The sequence below is a fragment of the Bradyrhizobium lupini genome, assembly GCF_040939785.1.
GTDB lineage: Bacteria > Pseudomonadota > Alphaproteobacteria > Rhizobiales > Xanthobacteraceae > Bradyrhizobium > Bradyrhizobium canariense_D.
The window spans coordinates 6,560,349-6,583,498 of the sequence record NZ_CP162553.1 but is presented as its reverse complement, the minus strand read 5'-3'; the positions used below and the strand labels follow the sequence as shown (position 1 = coordinate 6,583,498).

Sequence of the window (23,150 nt, the reverse complement as noted above, 5' to 3'; positions counted from 1 at the left end):
CGCCTCGCCGCTCAGTCCAAGAGCAGCGCCATGCCCGGGTCGCCCTTCTCCATCGCACGCCGATAGCCCGCCCGCGCACTGATGCGGCCGAGATATTTGACCACGTTCGGAGAGCGCTGGAGGTCATAGGGCTGGAAGTAGCGCATCGTGGTCAGCGAGAAAACTGTCATGATGTCGGCGGTCGTGAAGGCGCTGCCCGCAAGATATTCGGCCTCGCGAAGCCTTGCGTCGAGAAGATCGTAGGCCCGATCGAGACGCCCCTTCATCGCGAGCAGGGTCGGATTGTCCTTGGCGAGATCGAGCCGGTTCAGGATCATCATCCGTCCCATACCGGGTTGCAGGCTGCCATTGGCGAAATGAACCCAATATAGAAACTGCGCGAAGGCGGGATCAGTGGGACCGAGCACGAGTCGGCCGTTGCCATATTTTGCAACGATGTAATCGACGACGGCGCCGGATTCCGCGAGCACCAGCTCGCCATCCGTGATCACCGGCGCCGTGCCGGCCGGATGCAGCGCCTTGTACTCGGCCGGAGCCAGCATGGTGACGGGATCGCGCGCATAGCGCTTCAACTCGTAGGGAATCCCCAGCTCCTCGCACAGCCAGACGATACGCTCGGACTGCGACTTGCCGAGATGATGGACGGTGAGCATGAGGCCTCCTGCGACGCAATTGGATGTTTCGTGACCCCACACCTTACTCCGTCATTGCGAGCGCAGCGAAGCAATCGCGGGCGCGATGCTTCCTCCCATGTCCGCCCTACCCCGCCTCGTCCGTCACCATCCGCGCCACAATGCGGTCGCGGCGGATGAAATGGTGCCACACGGCGGCGATCACGTGAATCGCGATCAAGGCGAGCAGCACATAGGCAAAGAGGATGTGGCGGTCTTCATAGACGCCAGCCGCCGCGCGGTCGGGAGCCGTGAATTGCGGCACGTGAAACAGGCCGAAGAAGTTCGAATAATCAGGTGCGTGCGCACCGGAATGCGCCCAGCCGAGCATGGTGACGATGATGACGGCGAGGTAGAGCGCGCCGTGGCTGAAATGGGCGGCGACCTTCTGCCAGCGCGAGGTCCCGGCCGGCATGATCGGCGTCGGGTTGACGAGGCGCCACACCAGGCGCAGCACGGTGAGCAGCAGGATCACATAGCCGATATCGGCGTGGATCGAGCGGTAGAAGAAGCGGTCGGGACGCGCCGGGATGTGGTTCATCCACCACCCGAAGCCGATCATGCCGATGATGATCAGCGCCAGACTCCAGTGCAGCCATCGGGAAATGCTGCCCCAGCCGTGACTGGTATTTCTGATCATGTCGGTGCTCCGGAGTTTTGCGGGCCTGTCCCTATCCGCACCGCCGTACGGCAGCTGATACCGGGAACATGTGGCCGTCGCGAAATTGAATCGCTCCAAAATAGCCCTAAGTGCCCTTGCCGCAAAACCGCCCCAAAAACCGAATGGTAACGATGGCGGGCTAGAGTGTTCACGTGACCCATTCTCCGACGATTCTGGTGTTCGATTCCGGCCTTGGCGGCCTCACGGTCCTGCGTGAGGTCGTGGCTGCGCGCTCCGACGCGCATTACGTCTACGTCGCGGACGACGCCTTCTTCCCGTATGGCCACCACAGCGAGGACGAGATCATCGCCCGCGTGGTGCCGCTTATGGGGGAATTGATCGGCATGCACGATCCTGACCTCGTCGTGATCGCCTGCAACACGGCGTCCACGCTGGTCCTATCGCATCTGCGCGCCGCTTATTCCCTGCCCTTCGTCGGCACGGTGCCTGCGATCAAGCCAGCCTGCGCGCAGTCGAGGAGCCGCCGCGTGTCGGTGCTCGGCACCAGGGGCACCGTGAAGCGCGAATACACCAAGGCGCTGATCCGCGATTTCGCGCAGGGTTGCGAGGTGACACTGGTCGGCTCGCCCGAGTTGGCCGCGCTGGCTGAATCCGAGCTCAGCGGCTCTCCCGTCAGCGACGACGCCATCCTCGCCGAGCTCGCCCCTTGTTTCGTGGGCGATGCCGGGGACGCAGGCGCACGCACCGACACCGTGGTGCTCGCCTGCACGCATTACCCGCTGCTGCTCGACCGGCTGAAAAAGCTCGCCCCCTGGCCGGTCGACTGGATTGATCCGGCGCCCGCGATCGCCCGCCGCGTCTCGGATCTGCTCGGCCCGCACACCGGTGGCATCGCGCAATCCGGCGCCGAAATGATCTTCACCTCGAACCGCGTGCATGGCCTTTCGACCATGCTGACGCCGTTCTTCGGCGGCCGCATTCCAGCCTGATCTTGCGCCTCGACGCCCCGCTGCTAGGGTCCGCCGTCGTCGTTTCCTACAGGTTCTTCCCATGTCCGTCCCGACCACGCCGCTCAACCGTCTTCGCCAGCTCTGGCGCGAGGGTCGTCCTGCCTTCGGCGCGATCGCGACGATCCCGAGCGTGCAGACCGTGCAGATCATGGCGCGCTCTCTCGACTGGATCATCGTCGATCTCGAGCACGGGCCGATTGGACTGACCGAAGCACATGCGATGATCGCGGCCACCACCGGCACCCCATGCACGCCGCTGGTGCGCATCGCGGCGAACGAGCCATGGCTTGCGAAGGCACCGATGGACATCGGCGCCTTCGGCATCAATTTCCCGATGATCACCAATAGCGCGGAGGCCGAGAAAGCGGTGCGCAGCGTGCGCTATCCTCCACGCGGCGATCGGCTCTGGGGTCCGTTCCATGCGCCATTCCGCTGGGGCCAGTCGATGCCGGACTACATGGCCAGCGCCGACGACGAGATGATCTGCATGATCACGATCGAGCACGTCGACGCCGTCAACCGCATCGACGAGATCATGGCCACGCCCGGCATCGATGTAGCTGTGATCGGCCCCGGCGATCTCGCCACCTCCATCAACAAGCGCGGCCAGATGGACGATCCGGAATTGCTGGAGCTGGTGGCGCGGGCCGAGGCCGGCATCCTCAGAAGCGGTGTGCCGATCGGCGGTGTGGCCCGTACCGCGGACCAGGCCAACGCCCTGGTCGACCGCGGCTACCGCGCGATCGCGCTCGGCTTCGACTGGTCGCTATTCCAGCGCGGCATCATGGCAGCGTTCGAGGGGATCAAGCGCTAGCCATTGAGTCTTGCCGGGAACCGCGGCGCTGCTAGGCTCAGCCGTTCCAGGGAGGAAAAACCATGCTCAAAAAGACTTTGCTCGCTCTCGCCTTCACCGGCCTCGCTGTTGCGGCCTTCGCCCAGCAGCCCGGCATCAAGCGCACCCCGCTCCAGAAGGTCGAGTTTCCGGATGGCTACAACACCATCACGGCCATCGCGGAGGTCCCGGCGGGCGGCGCGGCCGGACGCCATACCCATCCGGGCATCGAGACCGGCTACGTGCTCGAAGGTGAACTCAATCTCCTCATCGACGGGCAGCCGGAAAAGAGGCTGAAAGCCGGCGATTCCTACCAGATCCCGGCGGGCGTCGTGCATGACGCCAAAGCCCACGGCGACAAGGCTATGAAAGTGCTTGGAGTTTACGTCGTCGACAAGACCAAGCCGCTGGCCTCGCCGGCGCCCTGATGCGGCGAACCGACCGGCCCCACGCGGGTTGGTTCGTGCTAGAGCAGGCGGCGAGCGGGAACCCCGCTCGCTGCACAAACTTTAATCAGGGGAAACCAAAGAGCGATGCGCGGGACGCCCAAGACCATTTCGCTGCCGCGTCGCCTGATTATCGACCTCATGCACGCCTCGATGGGCGTGCCCTTCGTGTCGCTTTCCCGTTCGCTCGATATCGGCCCCCTGCTGGAGGCCCGCGCGGGCGCGATGGCGCCAGCCGGCTGGGCGGCCATGTTCGTCAAGGCTTTTGCCCTCGTCGCCAGGGACGAGCCGGTCCTGCGTACCGTCTATGCCAAATGGCCCTGGCCGTCGCTTTACGAGCTGCCGAAGAGCGTAGCGTCGGTGGCCATTGCCCGGGTCGAGGGCGGCGAGGAATGCGTGATCCCGCAGCGAATCGCGGCTCCCGAGGCCATGACGCTGACTGCGGTCGACGCCGAGATCCGGCACGCAAAGACCGCCCCGATCGACGAAATTCCCATGTTTCGCAAGATCATGCGGGCGACCCGCCTGCCGCTGCCGTTGCGGCGGCTGTCCTGGGCGATCGGGCTGAATTTCGGCCGGCAGCGCGGCAACTGGTTCGGCAGCTTCGCGGTGAGCTCGGTGGCCGCCTATGGCGGTGGCGAGCTTCACCCGATCACGCCCGGCCCCTTCATCGTCAGCTATGGGGTGGTCGGGCCTGACCAGACCATCCATGTCGTGATCCGCTGGGATCATCGGGTCACCGACGCCGCCCCGATCGCCCGCGTCCTGACCCGGCTGGAACAGGTCCTGAACACTGAAATCGCTGCCGAATTGCGTGCGGCCGGGTCGAAGTCGATCCGGGCAGTCGGAACGTGATTCCGGGCCATTCGCATTGACAGCGAGCCCCAAATCCCCCTAAAAGCCGCTTGCTCGCGGGCCGATTTCGGCCCGCGAAGCGTTTCGCGACCCGTGGTCCTGTCCCTTAAGCTTTGGGATCGGACCTGTCAGTGCCGGGCTAGCCCGTCACACAGGAGGGCGCGTTTCCTCAAACCAAGTACCTGAAGAGGACGCGATGACTAAGCGCAGTGAGGCGAAGTACAAGCTCGATCGCCGTATGGGCCAGAACATCTGGGGCCGCCCGAAGAGCCCCGTGAACCGCCGCGAATACGGCCCCGGCCAGCACGGCCAACGCCGCAAGGGCAAGCTCTCCGACTTCGGCGTGCAGCTCCGCGCCAAGCAGAAGCTGAAGGGCTATTACGCCAACATCTCCGAGCGTCAGTTCCACAGCATCTACGTCGAGGCCAGCCGCCTCAAGGGTGACACCGGCGAGAACCTGATCGGCTTGCTCGAGCGCCGTCTCGACGCGGTTGTGTACCGCGCCAAGTTCGTCTCGACGATCTTCGCCGCGCGCCAGTTCATCAACCACGGCCACGTCAAGGTGAACGGCCGCAAGGTCAACATCTCGAGCTATCTGGTCAAGCTCGGCGACGTGATCGAGGTCAAGGAATCATCCAAGCAGCTTGCCCACGTCCTCGAAGCCAGCCAGCTCTCCGAGCGTGACACCCCCGACTATCTCGAAGTCGACCATGGCAAGATGACTGCGAAATACATTCGCATCCCGCACCTCTCCGACGTGCCGTTCCCGGTGCAGATGGAGCCGCATCTGGTCGTCGAATTCTATTCGCGCTAAGATCTGAATATCGAAAGGCCCCGGTTCGCCGGGGCCTTTTTTGCTTAAAGAGCCACACTTCAGCGGCCGTTTACCTTCAGGAGGCGTCGCATGCTCTATACCCCTCCCCCGATCGATCCCAAGGCGCCGCCGGTGCGCATCAATCTGCTCTCGGACACGCAGACAAAGCCGACACCTGCGATGCGCGAGGCGATGGCGCGGGCGGAGGTCGGCGACGAGCAGGTCGGCGACGATCCGACCGTGAACGCCCTGTGCGAGCGCGTGGCCGAGCTGCTCGGCAAGGAAGCCGCGGTGTACATGCCGTCAGGCACGATGTGCAACGTCACCGCGACGCTGGTGCATTGCCGCCCCGGCGACGAGATCCTCGCCCATGAGAGCGCCCACATCATCGCGCGCGAAGGCGGCGCGCATGCCGCGATCGGCGGCTTCCAGGTCACGCAGCTGAAGGGACCCGACGGCCAGTTCACGCCGGAGACCTTTCGCAGAGCGCTGCATCCGCGTACCCGCTACCAGCCGCCGCAGACGGTGGTCAGCGTCGAGCAGACCGCCAATATCGGCGGCGGTACGGTCTGGAAGAAGGCCGCGCTCGACGAGATCGTCGCGATCGCGAAACAACATGGCCTCGTCACCCACATGGACGGCGCGCGCCTGCTCAATGCCACAGTTGCGAGCGGCATCTCTCCGCGCGACATGACCGCGGGGTGGGATTCGGCCTGGATCGACTTTTCGAAGGGCTTGGGCGCGCCGATCGGAGGCGTGCTCGCGGGCTCGCGCGCCTTCATCGATGCGGTCTGGCAGTGGAAGCAGCGCCTCGGCGGCTCGATGCGACAGGCCGGAATCTGCGCGGCGGCTTGCATCTACGCGCTCGACCATCATGTCGATCGGCTCGCCGACGATCACGCCAACGCGCGCGCGCTCGCCCGCGGACTGTCGCAGATCGCAGGCATCGAGGTGCAGGAGCCCGAAACCAACCTGGTGTTCTTCAAGCCCGATGGTACCGGCATTCCCGGCGACAAGATGGTCGCGGCGCTGCGCCAGCGCGGCGTGACGCTTGCGATGATGGATGGCCGCATCCGCGCCTGCACGCATCTCGACGTCAATGCGAGCCAGGTCGAGGAGACGATCGGATATATCCGCGAGATCGTGCGCGGAGCGTAATCACCGCCCCATCGCCTGGTAGATCAGCGTCTTCAGCGCCAGTTGAATCCGGCCGCGCTGCGTCGGGGTCTGCACCATGAAGATCCCGAACAGATCGTCCTCGGGATCGATGAAGAAGAACGTGCCGCCGACGCCGTCCCAGCGATATTCGCCAAGCGGCCACGTTGTTCCAGGAGGCACCGAGGTGCGCACGGCGAAGCCGAGGCCGAAGCCGGAAGACCCGCCCGGATAATAGTTCTGGTCGCGCGCGATCTTCGTCTCCGAACCGATATGATCCGACGCCATCAGCGCAATGGTCTCCGGTTTGAGATAGCGTCGGCCGTCATAGGTGCCGCCATTCAGCAGCATCTGGGCGAAGCGGGCGTAGTCGCCGATCGTACCGACCATGCCGCCGCCGCCCGATTCCCAGGTCGCAGGCCGCCTGATGTCGCGGACCTGCGTCGTCGGATTGATGTTGCGATCCTCCGGCATCGGCTCGGCGATGCGCGGGAATTTGGCGGGATCGGCGACGAAGAAAGCCGTCTCGGTCATGCCGAGCGGATCGAGCAGCCGCTCCTTCTCGAACTGCAGCAGCGTCTTTCCCGCAATGATTTCGACGACGCGGCCGAGCACGTCGGTGGAATAGCCGTAATCCCACACCGTGCCGGGCTGCTCGACAAGCGGCAGCGTGGCGATCTTGGCGGCGAATTCGGCGTTGGTCAGATCGCTGTTGAAGAGATTGGCGTTCGCATAGAGCTCGCGCACCATGCCGCCGCCGTAATAGCCGTAAGGCAGCCCCGAGGTGTGGCGCAGCAGATCCTTGATCGTGATGGGTCGCTCCAGCGGCTCCAGCACCAGGGCGACTTTGCCGTCCTCGGCCTTCTTCTCGATGCCGACCTTCATGCCGGCGAAGGCCGGAATGTATTTCGAGACGGGATCGTCGAGCGACAGCTTGCCCTCCTCGACCAGCATCATCGCCATGACTGAGGTAACCGGCTTCGACATCGAGTAGAGGCGGAAGATCGTGTCCGCGCTCATCGAGAGTTCGGTCGCGACGTCGCGGACGCCGAAATTCTGATAATAGACCGGCTTGCCGTGCTGCTGAAGCAGCAGGATGGCTCCGGGGATCTTGCCGGTGGCCACCTCGTTGCGGATGTAGTCGGAAACCTTCGCCAGCCCCGCGGGCGCGAGCGTGTGGACCGCAGGTCTCTCGGAACCTGCCTTCGCAACGATGCCGCCGGCGAGAAGGACGAGCGCCGCGATCAATGCGCGGCGCCCGAACATGTCAATTCTCCATCGCTTCATAAACCAGCTGCTTCAATGTTCGCTGCACGCGCTGGCGCTCGGTCGGGGTCTGCTCCAGCAGCACGAAGAACATGTCCTGCTTGGGGTCGACCACGAAATAGCAGCCGGAGGCGCCATCCCATTTCAATTCGCCGAGATCGCCGGGCGGCGGCGGTTTTGCGTTGCCGGGGTCGGTGCGCACCGCAAGTCCGAGACCGAAACCAAAACCGTCACCGGGGAAATAAAAATAATCGCGATCGACGCCCGACTTGAGGCCGATCTGGTCAGTCACCATCAGCTTGAACGTCTCGGGCTTGAGAATCGTCTTGCCGTCGAGATTGCCGCCCTGTAGCAGCATCTGCGTAAAGCGCTCATAATCGGCCATGGTCGTGACCATACCGCCGCTGGCGAACTGGATCTTCTTGACGACTGTCGGATCGTTGATCCGCCCGACCCGGAAATCGCTGTCGTTCGGCACCGGCTGCGCCAGCAGCTTCTGCTTCTCGGGATCGGTGACGAAGAAGCCGGTGTCGACCATGCCGAGCGGGTCGAGCAGCTTCTCCCGTTCGATCTCGATGAGCGGCTTGCCGGCCGCGACTTCCATGACCCGCGCCAGGATGTCGGTGGAATGGCCGTATTGCCACAGCGCGCCCGGCTGGTTGTGCAGCGGCAGTTTTGCGATGCGCTCGGCGAACTCCGCGAGGTCGAAATCGCCGGCATAGATGTTGGCGTCGCGATAGGCCTTGCGGACCAGGCTGTCGCCATAGAAGCCGTAGGTGACGCCCGAGGTGTGCGTCATCAAATCGTGCACCGTCATCGGCCGGTTGGGCGGCACGAGCTCGAGCGACTTGGTGCCGTCCTCGGCCTTCTTCTCGACGCCGACTTTCACATTGGCGAAGGAGGGAATGTATTTCGAGACGGGATCGTCGAGCTTGATCGTACCTTCCTCGATCAACTTCACTGCAACGACGGAAGTGATCGCCTTGCTCATCGAGAACAGGCGGAAGATCGTCTTGTCGGTGATCGGCGCCTTGCTGACGGCGTCCTGCACGCCGAAGACTTCGTGGTAGACGGGCTTGCCATGTTGCTTGATGAGGACGTTTGCCCCTGCGATCTTGCCGGTCGCGACCTCGTTCTTGAAGAACTCGGTGATCCTCGCGAGCTTGTCCGGATTGAAATGCGCGCCGGCCGGAATCTCGTAGGTGCCCTCCGCCCGCGCGAACGACATCGTACCTAACGATACAAGCGCGGCGCAGACAAGCGCGCGCAGTCCAGACTGTGAAATCATATCCCCTCCCCGGAACATGGCCCGGCGGAGTGTACCGACCACGTCATCAGGCACAAGGGCCGCCGTACCGCGCCAAAGCGTCCGCGTGCAGAGCCGCGCTCTTTTCCGAGAAACAGCAAAATATGACGTCGACGACCAACGGCGCGGCCGGCAGGGCCTCAATGGTCGCATGGACCGCAATCTTCGCGGCCTGGTCGGCTGGAAAGCCGTAAACCCCGGTCGAAATCGCGGAGAACGCCACGGAGGTCAGCTGATTGGCCCCGCAGAGCTCAAGCGCACGGCGATAACAGGAGCCCAGCGCCTCTGCCTCACCGCGAGTGCCGCCGTGCCAGACCGGACCGACTGCATGGATGACATGACGCGCAGGGAGAAGGTAGCCCTTCGTGATCTTGGCATCGCCGGTCGGGCATCCTCCGAGCTTCCGGCACGCGGCTAGAAGCTCGGGCCCGGCCGCCCGATGGATCGCGCCATCCACGCCGCCCCCACCCAGGAGCGACGTGTTGGCCGCGTTGACGATGGCGTCAACGCTCAGCGTGGTGATGTCAGCAACGATGACCTTGAGCTCCGCGCCGCCGATCCGGCGCGTCAGCTGGGTCACGTATCAGGCCGCGACAGCGACGCCCTTTTCGGAGAAGAGCTGCTGCAATTCACCGGCTTGGAACATCTCGCGGACAATGTCGCAGCCGCCGACGAACTCGCCCTTCACATAGAGCTGCGGAATGGTCGGCCAGTTCGAATAGTCCTTGATGCCGTTGCGCAGTTCGGCGGATTCGAGAACGTTGAGGCCCTTATAGCCGACGCCGATGTGGTCGAGGATCTGGACGACCTGGCCGGAGAACCCGCACTGCGGAAATTGCGGTGTGCCCTTCATGAACAGAACCACGTCGTTCGACTTCACTTCGTTGGCGATGAATTCCTCGATGCTCATATCCGTGTCCTTATGGGGCGGAGCCCACTCCAATTGCTTCGGGCTGGCTCCGCCGATCTAACCCGATACCTGGGTATATATGTAGCCCAAACCGTTGTGCATCCAAAGTAAAATGGCGGCGAGCTGCCTCTTGTGGACCGCTCTCGGCTGCACCGGCCCATTGCATGATGCCACGAATATCATCGTCAGGGAGGACTTTCATACCGTCACGGAGCCCCTATCTAGGACGAACCCGGCGTTTTGGAACCCGTCCACACCAACAACGTTCTCTTGTCCTGTCTGGAGAAAAACGTGACGAAACAAGCCTCCGCTCCGGCCCCCGCTCCGTCACTGTCGGTCGATTTGGGCGGCCTTGCCCAGAGGCTGGAAGACGCGTTTCTCGCCGTTCGCGACGAGACGGAGCGCCGGGCCGCGCCACTGTCGCCGGAGGACCAGCAGATCCAGTCCATGCCGGATGCGAGCCCGACGAAATGGCACAGGGCGCACACCACGTGGTTCTGGGAGCAGTTCGTGCTCGGCGAGCACTGTGCGGGCTACCGGCCCTTTCACCCTGACTTCGCCTTCCTGTTCAATTCCTATTACGTCAGCGCCGGTCCGCGCCATTCCCGCAATCACCGCGGCGACATCACCCGTCCGAGCGCCGATCAGGTCGGCGCTTATCGAAAACATGTCGACGCTGCCGTCGTGAAATTCTTCCGCGACGCCGGCGAGGACAAGCTTCGCGAGATCGCGCCGCTGGTCGAGGTCGGCCTCAATCACGAGCAGCAACATCAGGAATTGATGTTCACCGACATCCTGCACGCCTTCGCGCAGAACCCGATCCCGCCGGCCTATGATCCGGACTGGCGCTTCCCGGCCGCGACGCCGGCCAGCGAGGATTGGCTGACGCTGAACGAAGGCATCCACACCGTCGGTCACGTCGATGATAGTTTTCATTTCGACAACGAGAAGCCGGCGCACCGCGCCCTCGTCGGCCCGGTCAAGCTCGCACGCAATCTCGTCACCAATCGCGAATGGCTCGCCTTCATGCGTGACGGGGGCTACCGGACCGCAACGCTGTGGCTGATGGACGGTTTTGCGGCCGTGAACAACGAGGGCTGGGACTGCCCCGGTCATTGGCGCGAGATCGACGGCCAATGGCATGTGATGACGCTGGCCGGCCTCAAGCCGGTCGATCCCGACGCGCCCGTCTGCCACGTCAGCTATTACGAGGCTGACGCCTTTGCGCGCTGGGCCGGAAAACATCTGCCGACCGAGATGGAATGGGAGGTCGCGGCCCGCTCGGGCCAGCTCAACGATGCCTTCGGCATCGTCTGGCAGTGGACGCGATCGTCCTACTCGCCCTATCCCGGCTATCGCGCGATCGAAGGCGCGCTCGGCGAATACAACGGCAAGTTCATGGTCAACCAGCTGGTGCTGCGCGGCTCTTCGCTTGCAACTCCGGAGGGGCACAGCCGTATCACCTATCGCAACTTCTTCTATCCGCACCACCGCTGGCAATTCACGGGACTGCGGCTCGCCGACTACGAGTAAAATTCTCATCCGACGACAAATGCGCGCCGGACAGCGCGTTCAGGAGAGTATCATGAATGTGCACGCTAGCGCCTTGGCCGAAGCCCATCTTCCCGACGAACAGACCACCGCCTTTGCCCGCGAGGCCATCGAGGACCTGTCGCAGCAGCCTAAAAAGCTGTCGCCGAAATATTTCTACGATGCGGCCGGATCTGAATTGTTCGAGGCCATCACGCGGCTGCCGGAATATTACCCGACGCGCACGGAGCTAGCGATCCTGAAGGAGCGCGGCAGCGAGATCGCGAAAATCATTCCGGAGCACGCGGCCCTCGTCGAATTCGGCGCAGGCGCGACCACAAAGGTCCGCCTGCTGCTCAACCACTGCAAGTTCGCGGCCTATGTGCCCGTCGACATCTCCGGCGACTTCCTGACGGCGCAGGCAAACGGACTGAAGCGGGATTTTCCGTCACTCGGCATCTACCCGGTGGCGGCCGACTTCACCACGCCGTTCGAGCTGCCCAAGGCGGTGGCGACCATGCCCAAGGTCGGGTTCTTCCCAGGCTCGACCATCGGCAATTTCGAGCCGCATGAAGCGCAGGCCTTCCTGAAGAGCGCACGCGCCATTCTGGGCCGCGGCGCGCAGATGATCATCGGCGCCGATCTCGAGAAGGAGGAGCGCCTGCTCCACGACGCCTATAACGATGCCGCCGGCGTCACCGCTCGCTTCAATCTCAATGTGCTGGTGCGGATCAACCGCGAGCTCGGCGGCAATTTCGACCTTTCCGCCTTCACCCATCGCGCGATCTACAATCGCGAGCGGCACCGCATCGAGATGCACCTGATCAGCAAGAAGAGCCAGACCGTGCGCCTGCTCGGCACCAGCTTTTCGTTCCGCGCCGGCGAGAGCATCCACACCGAGAACAGTTACAAATACAGCATCGAGCGCTTCGCGACGCTGGCGCAAGGCGCGGGTTGGCGGGTGCGCGAGAGCTGGACGGATGCGGCGAAGATGTTCTCAGTGCACGCGCTGGAGGTGGCGGAGTAAGCGCTCCGGCGCCAATGGCGGCGGCTCAATGCTCCTCGGCTTCTTCCGGCGTCGATCCCAGCGAAACCGACTCCCATACCGCAACAACGATCATGATCACCGTCGCGGCGACCGACAGCCATAGCGGCGACAGTTCGGCGGCAAACCACCACAGTGCCGCGAGCGCGATGATGCCAATCCCGTGCGAGAGCTGGAGGAAGCCGCGGATCGCGTGCTTGAAGAGGATGGTGCCGACCAGGAACAGCAGCGGCCCGCCGATCGTGCTCACGATGATCCTGACATCTGAATGCCCCACCGGATGCTTCAGCACGAGTTCGTCGGAGACCGCGGTCAGGATGATGCCGGCGACGATCGGCATATGCAGGTAGGTGTAGGCGAGCCGCGCCAAGCGGCCGGATTCGGCGGATCTCGAGATGCGCTCGGCTCCGGCCTCGGCGCCCTTGTGGAAATAGACCCACCACATCGCGATGCTGCCGACCAGCGCGGAGACGAAGGCCGAAATGTTGTCCGCGGTCCAGTCAAGCTCGGCAAACGTCGCGCCGTTGACGACAACGGCCTCGCCAAGCGCGATGATGACGAACAGCGAGCAGCGCTCGGCCATGTGGCCGCCTTCGACCGCCCAGGCCTCGACCGACGAGAAGCCCAGCTTGGGGACCCAGAAGCGCACCGCCGGCGAGACATATTCGATCGTCAGCGCCACGATCCAGAACCATAGCCGCGCCTCGTCATGGGCGAGGCCGCCGAGGATCCAGAAGATCGCGGAGACCGAGAGCCACGTCAGGATGCGGATCGCATTGTGCCGGACCGCAGTTCGATGCCGCGGCGTGGCAATCATCCAGAAGGCGGTGCGCCCGACCTGCATCGTTGCGTAAGCGATCGCAAACCACAGGCCCCGCCCCTCGAAGGCGGTCGGGATCGTCGTCGACAGCACGAGGCCGCCCAGCATCATCAGGAAGAGCAGGATCCGGACCGGCGTCAGCTCGGGATCGAGCCAGTTGGTGACCCAGGCGGTGTAGACCCACACCCACCATACCGCGAGAAACAGCACCGCGACGTGCACGGCACCGAGCGGCGTGAAATGGTGCAGCAGTGTGTGCGAGACCTGCGTGATCGCGAAAACGAAGACCAGGTCGAAGAACAGCTCGGCATTGGTGACGCGGCTGTGCTGGTTTGGCAGGATGACGCGAAACATCGCGCCGCGCGGATTGTCCGCAGCCATCGTCATCCCCCCGTCACGATCAGATCAAGCGCCCGGCACCCCGGTTTGCAGCGCCAGCGCATGCAGCACGCCGCCCATTTGGCCGCGGAGGGACTGATAGACGATCTGGTGCTGCTGGACGCGGGACTTGCCGCGGAAGGTCTCCGAGATCACGGTCGCGGCATAGTGATCGCCGTCCCCGGCGAGGTCACGGATGGTCACCTCGGCATCGGGGATCGCCGCCTTGATCATCGCCTCGATATCGTGGGCGTCCATTGGCATTCGGGTCGTGCTCCTGTCTCGGCTGCAATCAGTCTTGTCGTCGAATCGCTGCCGGGGTCCGGTTCTACAAAGCCAACCTTCCGGCGCGGCCAAACTTAGCGTGAACGGCCTTCTACGTCACGCCTTCCGGCACTATATCGGTGATCCGATCTGGATAAAGCCACGACAAAGTGCCGCGCGCGGCAGAGTGATCGAAAAAGGCGTGAAATCATGAAGCTTCCAGGGCCCGACCACCCCATCACCATCACCCCAAATCCCCGGCGCGTCCGCGTCACAGCCGGCGATATCGTGATCGCCGAGACCACCAAAGCGCTGACGCTGAAAGAGGCGAAATATCCGGCGGTGCAATATGTGCCGCGGCAGGACGCCAACATGGCGCTGCTGGAGCGCACCGACCGCGTCACCCACTGCCCCTACAAGGGGGATGCGAGCTATTACAGCGTCAAGGCGGACGGCAAGACACTGGACAACGCGATCTGGACCTATGAGGCACCCTTTCCCGCGATGACCGAGATTTCGGGCCATCTCGCCTTCTATCCGGACAAGGTGAAGATCGAGGAATTGGGGTAGCTGCTTCCGTCATGGCCGGGCTCGTCCCGGCCATCCACGTTTTGGGCAATCGCGGATACAGAACAACGTGGATGCCCGGGACCCGGCTCCGCCGAGGCTTCGCCGGGCTATAATGTTGGGCCGGCGAAGCTTCAGCGAAGACGGCAAGCCCGGGCATGACGACTGTGTGCGTGGGCAGCGCCCCCGCTACGCCCTGAATATCGTCAGCCCCAGGATCAGCAGCACCAGGAAGATCGCGACGAACACGTAGAACAGGAAGCGGGCGATGTCGGCGGAGGCGGCCGAGATCCCGGTGAAGCCGAGCACGCCGGCTACGATCGAGATAAGTAAGAAGATCAGTGCCCATTTCAGGATCGTCATCGCCAGCTCCGAAATTGTACCGCCTGCCGCGGTCCTCAAGCCCTTTTGGCGAACGCTAACTTCGTCGCAGGGAACTGGTTCCTGGCGGTCTCAGGCCTGCGGGCGTCCCAAACGACCCTTGCTGAATCCGGTTCCCGGCGGCAAAGTCCGGGCGGGACAGAAGCGCGACCGGGGCGGCCACGATGACGATGTCACATTCAGCGACGATCGGGGCAGAGGCGCACGCGGCGCCGAGGGCCAAGGCGCGCAATCTGTCGCTCGATCGCGCCCGCACCTTCCTGACGCTGGTGGTGCTGCTGCACCACGCCGTGATTCCCTACACCTATTTCGGGCACACCGATCCGGCGTCCTGGGCCGGTTTCGACGTGGTCGTGCTGGCCACCGACAGCTTCTTCATGGCAATGTTCTTCTTCCTGTCGGGACTGTTCACCTGGCCGGGCATCGCGCGCAAGGCGCCGTCAGTTTTTCTCCGCGACCGCCTGTTGCGGCTCGGGCTGCCGTTCGCGATCGCGGCGCTCACCGTCATCCCGCTCGCCTATTACGCGATCGCGCTGCGGCACGATCCCGGGCTGAGCTTCACGGCGTTCTGGTGGAAGACGATCACGGTTGGCCCGTGGCCGAGCGGCCCGATCTGGTTCGTGTGGGTGCTGCTGGCATTCGACCTGACCGCGAGCCTGCTCTACCGGGTCTCCGCGCGTCTGGTCGACCCGGGCAACCGGGTGTCGCTGCGCGGATTCGACCAGCCGGCCGTATTCTGGCTGCTGCTCGTCGTCGTCACGGCAATCGCCTACGTGCCGGCGCTGCTCTATTTCGGCGGCGGCAAATGGTTCGAGCTCGGGCCGTTCTCGGTGCAGGCGAGCCGCATCCTGCTCTACTTCGCCTATTTCTTTATCGGCGTCAGCGTTGGAGCGGCCAACTTCGATCGCGGCATCCTCAGCGCCGGCGGGCAGTTGCCGAAACAGCGCTGGCTGTGGGTGATCGCCACGCTGATCGCCTACTGCCTGATGTGGGGCATGATCTACATCAAGCGCGAGATCCTCGGTAATCCCGACCCACAACCGCACTGGTATCAGGCGATCTACGGTACGTTCTTCGTGCTGTTCTCAGGCTCGATCCTGCTCGCGATTCTCGCGTTCTTCCTGCACCAGAAGTCGCCGGGCCCGAACCTGCTCGACCGCATGCAGGCGGATGCCTACGGCATCTTCCTGGTGCACTACCCGATCGCGTTGTGGATCCAGTACGCGTTGTTCGACTACAGCCTGCCGGCGATCGTGAAGGCTGCGATCGGCTTCGTGCTTACGGTGATCCTGAGCTGGGGTCTGACGGCGGCCTTACGGAAGATTCCGGGAGCGTCGCACGTGTTGTGAGGCGCGATACCCGTAGCCCGGATGAGCGTAGCGATATCCGGGAAACCTCACGACAAAGACCCGGATATCGCTTCGCTCAACCGGGCTACCGGTTCAGCCCCTCAGGCTGCCTTCCCGCCCATATATTCCGGCAGCCAGCGCTCGAACGAGGTCCGCAGCGCCTCGATCGTTACAGGCGCCTCGCCCGCGATCGCGATCGCGTCGCCGCCGGTGGTGCCGATCCGCACGCAGGGCACCTCGCAGCCGCGCATCTTGGCGAGCACGCGGCCGGCCTCGGTTTCAGGCACGGTGACGAGATAGCGCGCCTGGTCCTCGCCGAACCAATAGGCCTGAGGCACCAAGGAGGTCGGCGCCGCGAGCAGTTTGGCGCCGATGCCGCCCGCCATCGCCATCTCGGCCAGCGCAATCAGCAGGCCCCCGTCGGACAGATCGTGCACGGCGGTCGCGGTGCCCGCATGGATCATGCCGCGCACGCAGTCGCCGTTGCGCTTCTCAGCCGCGAGGTCGACCGGCGGCGGCGCGCCCTCCTCGCGACCGCAGATGTCGCGCAAGTAAACGGACTGGCCGAGCCAGCCATGAGTCTCGCCGATCAGGAGGATCGCCTCGCCTTCGGCCTTGAAGGCGAGCGACGCGGACTTGGTGAAATCATCGAGCAGGCCGACGCCGCCGATCGAGGGCGTCGGCAAGATCGCGCGGCCGTTGGTCTCGTTGTAGAGCGAGACGTTGCCGGACACGACCGGGAAGTCGAGCGTACGGCAGGCTTCCGAGATGCCCTTCAGGCAGCCGACGAACTGGCCCATGATCTCGGGCCGCTCAGGATTGCCGAAATTGAGATTGTCGGTGATCGCAAGCGGCTTGCCGCCAACCGCGGTGATGTTGCGCCAGGCTTCCGCCACCGCCTGCTTGCCGCCTTCAAACGGATCGGCCTCGCAATAGCGCGGCGTCACGTCGACGGTCAGCGCCAAGCCCTTCGGGCCGTCCTGCACGCGCACAACCGCGGCATCGCCGCCGGGACGCTGCATGGTGTTGCCGAGAATGACGTGGTCATACTGCTCCCAGACCCAGCGCTTGCTGCACATATCGGGCGTTCCGATCAGCTTTTCGAGCGCGGCACCGAGACCCATCGGCGCCGCCACCTCGCGCGCATGCACGACCGGCAGCGCGGCGGAGGGGACATGCGGGCGATCATAGAGCGGCGCCTCGTCGCCGAGCTCCTTGATCGGCAAATCGGCCATGACGTCACCGCCATGCTTGACCACGAAGCGCTTGCTCGGCGTGGTGTAGCCGACCACGGCGAAATCGAGGCCCCACTTCTTGAAGATCGCCTCGGCCTCTTTCTCCTTCTCGGGCTTGAGCACCATGAGCATGCGCTCCTGGCTCTCCGAGAGCATCATCTCGTAGGCGCTCATGCCGAGCTCGCGCGTCGGCACCGCGTCGAGATCGAGATCGACGCCGAGGTCGCCCTTGGCGCCCATCTCCACCGCCGAACAGGTCAGGCCCGCCGCGCCCATGTCCTGGATCGCGATGACGCAGCCCTTCTCCATGATCTCGAGACAAGCCTCTAACAGCAGCTTTTCGGCAAAGGGATCGCCGACCTGCACGGTCGGACGCTTCTCTTCGGACTTGTCGTCGAACTCGGCCGAGGCCATCGAGGCGCCGTGGATGCCGTCGCGGCCGGTCTTGGAGCCGAGATAGACGATCGGCATGTTCACGCCGGAGGCGGCGGCATAGAAGATCTTGTCGGTATCGGCGAGGCCGACCGCCATCGCGTTGACGAGAATGTTGCCGTCATAGCGGGTGTGGAAACGGACCTGGCCGCCGACCGTCGGCACGCCGAACGAGTTGCCGTAGCCGCCGACGCCAGCGACGACACCGGAGACGAGATGCCGCGTCCTGGCATGCTCCGGTGCGCCAAAGCTCAGCGCGTTGAGGCAGGCGATCGGCCGCGCGCCCATGGTGAAAACGTCGCGCAAGATGCCCCCGACACCGGTGGTCGCGCCCTGGTAAGGCTCGATGTAGCTCGGGTGGTTGTGGCTCTCCATCTTGAAGACCACGGCCTGGCCGTCGCCGATGTCGATCACGCCGGCATTCTCGCCCGGGCCCTGGATCACCCAGGGCGCCTTGGTCGGCAAGCCCTTGAGATGGAGGCGCGAGGATTTGTACGAGCAGTGCTCGTTCCACATCGCCGAGAAGATGCCGAGCTCGGTGAAGGTCGGCTCCCGCCCGATCAGCTTGAGAATGCGCTCATACTCGTCGGGCTTGAGCCCGTGGGCGGCAATCAGCTCGGGGGTGATCTTGGGTTCGTTCTTCATGGAATTTGGGCTTTCGACGGCGGTTGGCCGTTCTTAGGAACATCGGACGGCTTGGAAAAGCCCTTTATGGCGCATTTTCCCGCTGTCCCACGTTTTGCGGCCGGGGGCTGCGGGAACAGGAATTGCACAGCGCGGACAGATCGGATTTAAGGACAAAAGACCCGCAATTGAAGGCCCATTTCCTTGCATGAATTGACCAAAGCGCCCCCGCCTCGCCGCCCCGACCTCCACGTCGCCACCGATGGGGAATTCCAGGGCTGGCGAACCTGGATTCGTGACAGTTTTGAGAGCCATATCGGCCCGTTCTGGCACAAGATCGAGGACGACGGCAGCGTCCGCTCGGCGTTCCGGGTCGAGAAAAAGCACCTCAACGGCTCCGGAAACGTCCATGGCGGCTGCTTCATGGCGTTTGCCGACTATTGCCTGTTCGCGATCGCCACCCACGAACTGGATGGGCCGGCGGTGACCACCAATTTTGCCTGCGACTTCCTCGACGCGGCGCGCGAAGGCGAGCTGATCGAATGCGTCGGCGAGGTCTCCCGCGCCGGCGGCTCGCTGATCTTCCTGCGCGGCAAGCTGACATCAGCCGGGCGGCCTCTCTTCACCTTCTCCGGCACAATCAAGCGGGTGAAGCGGAAGCCGGCACCGCAGCCAAACGCATAGCTCGCCGCCTTCCCTTTTGGCGCCCCCTCGCCCAGACTTGTGTCCAGCGCTGTCGCGCCGGGGAGCAACATCAAGGTGCCGCAGAGCACATCGCCGACGGGGCGGGCCACAGTCTCGCAATTGCCGTCCATGCCCGCCACAGGCGCGCGCAACTGGCGCGACTATGCGCTGCTGTTCGCGCTGGCCTGCTGCTGGAGTTCAACCTATCCGCTGGCGAAGCTCGCGCTGGATACGATCCCGCCCGTGACCTTCATCTCGGCGCGCTCGCTGATCGCGGCCGCCTTCCTGTTCGCGATCCTGTGGATGCGCGGCGTCAGGATCCCGACCGACGCCAAGGCGTGGAAGTTGTTCGCGACCCAGCAATTGATCAACTCGACCTTTCCGTTCCTGATCATCACCTGGTCTCAGCAATATGTGCCGGCGTCGAACACGGTGGTGCTGGCCTCGACCACGCCGATCTTCGCCTTCCTGATCACCTCGCTGATCACGCGTCACGAGCCGGCAACGCTGTTGAAGCTCTTGGGCGCGCTCCTCGGCCTCGCCGGCACAATCGTCATCGTGGGCCTGGATGCGCTGCGCGGCTTCGGCAGCGAGATCGTGGCCGAGATCGCCATCCTGCTCGCCACCATCTCGTTCGCCTGCGCCACGATCTTCGGCCTGCGGCTGTCCGAATACGATCCGATGGTGGTGGCAGCCGGCTCGCTGCTGTTCGGCGGCCTCGTGCTGCTGCCGCCTTCGCTGATCGTCGACCAGCCCTGGACGCTGCACCCGACGCCGACCGCGATCACAGCCACCATTGTCATGGGCATAGTCTCCAGCGCGTTGGGGCTGATGCTGTTCTACATGTGCCTGGGACGGCTCGGCACGCTGACGACGAACGCACAAGGCTATTTGCGTATCCCGATTGGCGTCGGCCTCTCCGTGCTGCTGCTCGGCGAGAGCGTGCCCTCGAACCTGGCGCTGGGACTGGTGCTGGTCATGGCGGGCGTCGCCGCGATGACGGTGCCGACGGAGCGGTTGAAGCTGCGGTGACCCGCTGCTTCCGCCGTTCGGCACGAGGCACTCAATGCGGCTTGCGCAACAATCCGCTCGCCAACGCTTGGAAGGCGTCAACGGCCTTGGTCAGGACGCCTGGCGGATCGTCGGCTGCGGCGACCCACAGCGCTGCGCTCAGCGCAGCCCCGTTCAGCAAGCGTCCCGCCGCTTCGACATCGACGGGCTTCACAATCCCCTGTTCGATCAGCGACCGAATGGTTCGCATGGTAATCTCAAGACAGGCATTCTCGCCGGGCCACTTGGATGGATCACCGAGCACGGCCGGTCCATCCAGAAGCATGACGCGCTGAATTTCAGGATCGAGCGCCATCTCGATATAGGCGGTCCCCTCTGCAAGCAGTCCTTGCCACAAGCTCGGCGCTTGCTCGCGGGCCGTGCGGAGCCGTTCCGCCATTTCGCTGTCGATCTGCTCAACGACGGCCCAGAGCAGCCCCTTCTTGTCTTCGAAGTTGTGATACAGCGCGCCCCGCGTCAGTCCGACGGAAGCAGTCAGCTCGTCCATCGACGCGGCTGCATAGCCTTGTGTGGCAAACGCCCTGCGCGCGGCCCGGATGAGCTTGGCCCGACTTTCCGCCATCGCCTCGGCGCGCTTGCCCTTCGCCATGCTTCCCAACTCCATTTGCCGACCCCATTGACATACGGTCCGTATGTGATCCATATTCCACATACGCTACGTATATGAACAGCTCGTGGAAATCCAGTGGCAGGCCCTGCCCACCACAGCTGCGACCGCCATCCATCAATCAAGGATCCAGACATGCCCAAGCGCGACGCAATCTTCCCGGCCGGCCGCCACGCCCTCTATGAAGCGCACCGCTATTCGGCCGCGATCCGGTCCGGCGACCTGCTCTTCGTCTCCGGGCAGGTTGGAAGTCGCGAGGACGGCTCGCCCGAACCGGTGTTTGAGGACCAGGTCCGACGCGCGTTTGCCAATCTGCGTGCCGTTCTCGCAGCGGCCGGATGCACGCTGGACGATGTGGTGGACGTCACCACGTTCCATACCGATCCGGCCACGCAGATCGAGAAGGTGGTGGCAATTCGCGCTGCGGAGATCGGGGAGGCACCCTATCCGAACTGGACGGCAGTCGGAGTGAATTGGCTTGCCGGGTTCGACTTCGAGATCAAGGTGATCGCCCGCATTCCTGCTGCGGGGTAAGCGTTCTCGTGGCGATGATGCCAACCGTCAGGAGCCTCGCGCTATTACTTGGCGTCGTCGGCCAGCATCTTGCGGTACTTCTCGACGTCGCGCGTCACGAGCTTTTGCAGCACCTCGGGCGTGTGCTCGTCGGGATCGGGGGCAACGGTCGAGAGGTCGGCGAACCGTTTCTTCACCGCGTCGGTTTCCACGGCCGTACGCGCGGCGGCATTCAGCTTGGCAATGACCGCCGGCGGAGTGCCCTTGGGCGCGAACAGGCCGTTCCAGCCCTGCGCCTCGAATTCGGGCAGGCCGGCTTCGGCCGACGTCGGCAGATCCGGCAGGGTCGCGAGCCGCACGGTCGAGCCGACCACGAGCCCGCGCGCCAGCTTCTCGTTGATCGACTGCGAGACGGAGGCTGCCGCATCGCAGACGCCGTCGATCTGGCCGCCGATCGCATCCGTGAGCGCGGGGGCGGCGCCGCGATAGCCGACCAGCGTCGCGTCGATCCCGGCGGCTGTGACGAAGCTCTTGCAGATCAGGTAGTTCGAGGACCCGACGCCGGCATGGCCGAGATTGATCTTGCCCGGATTGACCTTGGCGTAGGCGATGAACTCTTTCAGGTCCTTTGCCGGAAAATCCTTGCGCACGGCGATGATGCCGAACGTCTTCGCCACCATGGCGATCGGCACGAAGGAGTCCGGCGTGAACGGCAGCTTTGGATAGATCGTATAGGTCGCGGCGTTGGTGCCGGCATTGCCGATCGCAATGGTGTAACCGTCAGGCTCGGCACGGGAGGCGCGCGCCAGTGCGGTCGATCCGCCGGCGCCGGCGACGTTCTCGATGACGATGGTCTGGCCGAGCGCGATGCCCATCTGCTCGGCAACCGTGCGCGCGATCACGTCGGACGTGCCGCCGGCCGCGAACGGCACGATCATGGTGACGGGACGCTTGGGGAAATCCTGTGCGAACGCGGCCGTCGCGAACGCAACGACGGCGACAGCGGCCGGCAGCCGCTTCAGCACGAACGCAATCACGCGGCTTTTTCCAGATGCGCGGTGAGGCCGGCGAACAGGCCGCGACCGTCGGTGCAGCCCATGATGTCTTCGACGTGGTTTTCCGGATGCGGCATCATGCCGAGCACGTTGCCCTTGTCGTTGACGATGCCGGCGATGGATTGCGCGGCGCCGTTGATGTTGCTGATATCGTCGATCGCGCCGTCAGCCGAGCAATAGCGGTAAAGGACGCGACCCTCGCCTTCGAGCCGCTTGATGGTCTCCGCGTCCGCCGCATAATTGCCCTCGCCATGCGCGATGGGCACGCGGATCACCTGCCCGGCATTGTAGCCGCGCGTGAATGGCGTGTCGGAGCGCTCCACGCGCAGATGCACGTCGTGGCAGATGAATTTCAGCCGCGCATTGCGCATCAGGACGCCAGGCAAGAGGCCGGACTCGCAGAGGATCTGAAAACCGTTGCAGACGCCGAGCACGAGGCCGCCGTTGGCCGCATAGTCGCGCACCGCGTCCATCACCGGCGCCCGCGCCGCAATCGCGCCGCAGCGCAGATAATCGCCATAGGAGAACCCGCCGGGCACCACCACGAGGTCGGTGCCATCAGGCAGCGACGTCTCGGCATGCCACACCATCGCGGGCTCGCTGCCCGAGATCAGCCTCAAGGCACGCGCCATGTCGCGCTCGCGGTTGATTCCGGGAAAGACGAGGATGGCGGCTTTCATGGCAGAGGTTCCGAACGAAGATTGAATG

At 64.2% G+C, this 23,150-nt stretch carries 26 protein-coding genes; 13 read left to right on the top strand and 13 right to left on the bottom strand.

Annotation, left to right across the window (positions count from 1 at the left end; all coding sequences use genetic code 11):
* Positions 1-11: 11 nt before the first annotated feature.
* Both AB3L03_RS31340 and AB3L03_RS31335 read right to left on the bottom strand, forming a co-directional pair.
* The gene (locus AB3L03_RS31340; protein WP_085349352.1) at positions 12-653 is read right to left on the bottom strand and encodes a glutathione S-transferase family protein; all 642 of its coding nucleotides are present in this window, start codon (positions 651-653) and stop codon (positions 12-14) included.
* 106 nt (positions 654-759) lie between these two features.
* On the bottom strand, positions 760-1,311 hold the full coding sequence (locus tag AB3L03_RS31335; protein WP_247409380.1) for a cytochrome b: 552 nt from the start codon (positions 1,309-1,311) through the stop codon (positions 760-762).
* A gap of 173 nt (positions 1,312-1,484) precedes the next feature.
* On the opposite strand from AB3L03_RS31335, the gene murI reads away from it, so the two are divergent.
* The 6 genes from murI (at position 1,485) to AB3L03_RS31305 (ending at position 6,408) form a co-directional block, all read left to right on the top strand.
* Positions 1,485-2,282, top strand: a complete 798-nt coding sequence (gene murI, locus AB3L03_RS31330; RefSeq protein ID WP_085349354.1) for a glutamate racemase — start codon at positions 1,485-1,487, stop codon at positions 2,280-2,282.
* Between the two features lie 61 nt (positions 2,283-2,343).
* The gene (locus AB3L03_RS31325) at positions 2,344-3,117 is read left to right on the top strand and encodes an HpcH/HpaI aldolase/citrate lyase family protein (RefSeq protein WP_085349355.1); all 774 of its coding nucleotides are present in this window, start codon (positions 2,344-2,346) and stop codon (positions 3,115-3,117) included.
* 62 nt (positions 3,118-3,179) lie between these two features.
* Positions 3,180-3,563, top strand: coding sequence for a cupin domain-containing protein (locus AB3L03_RS31320; RefSeq protein WP_018455542.1), 384 nt, complete (start codon positions 3,180-3,182; stop codon positions 3,561-3,563).
* A 105-nt stretch (positions 3,564-3,668) separates the two neighbouring features.
* Positions 3,669-4,436, top strand: a complete 768-nt coding sequence (locus AB3L03_RS31315) for an acyltransferase (protein ID WP_018455541.1) — start codon at positions 3,669-3,671, stop codon at positions 4,434-4,436.
* Positions 4,437-4,632: 196 nt separating this feature from the next.
* Complete coding sequence (gene rpsD, locus AB3L03_RS31310) at positions 4,633-5,250, top strand: 30S ribosomal protein S4 (protein WP_007602315.1); 618 nt, start codon at positions 4,633-4,635, stop codon at positions 5,248-5,250.
* Positions 5,251-5,340: 90 nt separating this feature from the next.
* Complete coding sequence (locus tag AB3L03_RS31305; protein WP_247337337.1) at positions 5,341-6,408, top strand: low specificity L-threonine aldolase; 1,068 nt, start codon at positions 5,341-5,343, stop codon at positions 6,406-6,408.
* Here AB3L03_RS31305 and AB3L03_RS31300 read toward each other — a convergent pair whose 3' ends face one another.
* From AB3L03_RS31300 to grxD, 4 genes are read right to left on the bottom strand one after another with little or no spacing between them, the layout of a single operon-like run.
* The gene (locus AB3L03_RS31300; RefSeq protein WP_368507654.1) at positions 6,409-7,671 is read right to left on the bottom strand and encodes a serine hydrolase domain-containing protein; all 1,263 of its coding nucleotides are present in this window, start codon (positions 7,669-7,671) and stop codon (positions 6,409-6,411) included.
* A 1-nt stretch (position 7,672) separates the two neighbouring features.
* On the bottom strand, positions 7,673-8,959 hold the full coding sequence (locus AB3L03_RS31295; RefSeq protein ID WP_026232971.1) for a serine hydrolase: 1,287 nt from the start codon (positions 8,957-8,959) through the stop codon (positions 7,673-7,675).
* A gap of 46 nt (positions 8,960-9,005) precedes the next feature.
* Positions 9,006-9,557: an O-acetyl-ADP-ribose deacetylase gene (locus AB3L03_RS31290; RefSeq protein WP_018455537.1), complete on the bottom strand. Its 552-nt coding sequence runs from the start codon at positions 9,555-9,557 to the stop codon at positions 9,006-9,008.
* A gap of 3 nt (positions 9,558-9,560) precedes the next feature.
* Entirely contained in the window at positions 9,561-9,887 is a 327-nt protein-coding gene (gene grxD / locus AB3L03_RS31285; protein ID WP_007602294.1) for a Grx4 family monothiol glutaredoxin, read from the bottom strand.
* A gap of 240 nt (positions 9,888-10,127) precedes the next feature.
* Here grxD and egtB point away from each other — a divergent pair, with 240 nt between their 5' ends.
* Together egtB and egtD are read left to right on the top strand one after the other, a co-directional pair.
* Entirely contained in the window at positions 10,128-11,420 is a 1,293-nt protein-coding gene (gene egtB / locus AB3L03_RS31280) for an ergothioneine biosynthesis protein EgtB (RefSeq protein WP_162496424.1), read from the top strand.
* A gap of 52 nt (positions 11,421-11,472) precedes the next feature.
* Positions 11,473-12,444 carry an L-histidine N(alpha)-methyltransferase gene (egtD, locus tag AB3L03_RS31275; protein ID WP_085384329.1) on the top strand — a complete coding sequence of 324 codons (972 nt, stop codon included), beginning with the start codon at positions 11,473-11,475 and terminating at the stop codon, positions 12,442-12,444.
* Positions 12,445-12,469: 25 nt separating this feature from the next.
* Here egtD and AB3L03_RS31270 read toward each other — a convergent pair whose 3' ends face one another.
* Positions 12,470-13,663 (bottom strand): low temperature requirement protein A, encoded by a 1,194-nt coding sequence (locus AB3L03_RS31270; protein ID WP_368509097.1) that lies wholly within the window; start codon positions 13,661-13,663, stop codon positions 12,470-12,472.
* A 24-nt stretch (positions 13,664-13,687) separates the two neighbouring features.
* Entirely contained in the window at positions 13,688-13,924 is a 237-nt protein-coding gene (locus tag AB3L03_RS31265; RefSeq protein ID WP_007602284.1) for a BolA/IbaG family iron-sulfur metabolism protein, read from the bottom strand.
* A gap of 210 nt (positions 13,925-14,134) precedes the next feature.
* On the opposite strand from AB3L03_RS31265, the gene AB3L03_RS31260 reads away from it, so the two are divergent.
* Positions 14,135-14,494 (top strand): DUF427 domain-containing protein, encoded by a 360-nt coding sequence (locus tag AB3L03_RS31260; RefSeq protein ID WP_018455532.1) that lies wholly within the window; start codon positions 14,135-14,137, stop codon positions 14,492-14,494.
* Positions 14,495-14,680: 186 nt separating this feature from the next.
* Here AB3L03_RS31260 and AB3L03_RS31255 read toward each other — a convergent pair whose 3' ends face one another.
* On the bottom strand, positions 14,681-14,854 hold the full coding sequence (locus AB3L03_RS31255) for a DUF1328 domain-containing protein (RefSeq protein WP_368507653.1): 174 nt from the start codon (positions 14,852-14,854) through the stop codon (positions 14,681-14,683).
* A 188-nt stretch (positions 14,855-15,042) separates the two neighbouring features.
* On the opposite strand from AB3L03_RS31255, the gene AB3L03_RS31250 reads away from it, so the two are divergent.
* Positions 15,043-16,221: an acyltransferase gene (locus AB3L03_RS31250; protein ID WP_368509096.1), complete on the top strand. Its 1,179-nt coding sequence runs from the start codon at positions 15,043-15,045 to the stop codon at positions 16,219-16,221.
* A gap of 101 nt (positions 16,222-16,322) precedes the next feature.
* On the opposite strand, the gene purL is transcribed toward AB3L03_RS31250, so the two are convergent.
* Positions 16,323-18,533: a phosphoribosylformylglycinamidine synthase subunit PurL gene (purL, locus tag AB3L03_RS31245; RefSeq protein WP_247297271.1), complete on the bottom strand. Its 2,211-nt coding sequence runs from the start codon at positions 18,531-18,533 to the stop codon at positions 16,323-16,325.
* A 183-nt stretch (positions 18,534-18,716) separates the two neighbouring features.
* On the opposite strand from purL, the gene AB3L03_RS31240 reads away from it, so the two are divergent.
* Together AB3L03_RS31240 and AB3L03_RS31235 are read left to right on the top strand one after the other, a co-directional pair.
* Positions 18,717-19,196, top strand: coding sequence for a PaaI family thioesterase (locus AB3L03_RS31240; RefSeq protein WP_368507652.1), 480 nt, complete (start codon positions 18,717-18,719; stop codon positions 19,194-19,196).
* 75 nt (positions 19,197-19,271) lie between these two features.
* Positions 19,272-20,228: a DMT family transporter gene (locus AB3L03_RS31235; RefSeq protein WP_026232967.1), complete on the top strand. Its 957-nt coding sequence runs from the start codon at positions 19,272-19,274 to the stop codon at positions 20,226-20,228.
* A gap of 31 nt (positions 20,229-20,259) precedes the next feature.
* On the opposite strand, the gene AB3L03_RS31230 is transcribed toward AB3L03_RS31235, so the two are convergent.
* Positions 20,260-20,856, bottom strand: coding sequence for a TetR/AcrR family transcriptional regulator (locus AB3L03_RS31230; protein WP_085349363.1), 597 nt, complete (start codon positions 20,854-20,856; stop codon positions 20,260-20,262).
* 153 nt (positions 20,857-21,009) lie between these two features.
* Between AB3L03_RS31230 and AB3L03_RS31225 the strand changes: the two genes are divergently transcribed.
* Positions 21,010-21,408, top strand: coding sequence for a RidA family protein (locus tag AB3L03_RS31225; protein WP_368507651.1), 399 nt, complete (start codon positions 21,010-21,012; stop codon positions 21,406-21,408).
* 44 nt (positions 21,409-21,452) lie between these two features.
* Here AB3L03_RS31225 and AB3L03_RS31220 read toward each other — a convergent pair whose 3' ends face one another.
* Both AB3L03_RS31220 and purQ read right to left on the bottom strand, forming a co-directional pair.
* The gene (locus tag AB3L03_RS31220; RefSeq protein WP_317246114.1) at positions 21,453-22,424 is read right to left on the bottom strand and encodes a tripartite tricarboxylate transporter substrate binding protein BugD; all 972 of its coding nucleotides are present in this window, start codon (positions 22,422-22,424) and stop codon (positions 21,453-21,455) included.
* Positions 22,421-23,122, bottom strand: a complete 702-nt coding sequence (gene purQ, locus AB3L03_RS31215; RefSeq protein WP_368507650.1) for a phosphoribosylformylglycinamidine synthase subunit PurQ — start codon at positions 23,120-23,122, stop codon at positions 22,421-22,423. Before purQ ends, AB3L03_RS31220 begins: the two co-directional genes overlap by 4 nt.
* Between the last annotated feature and the right edge of the window lie 28 nt (positions 23,123-23,150).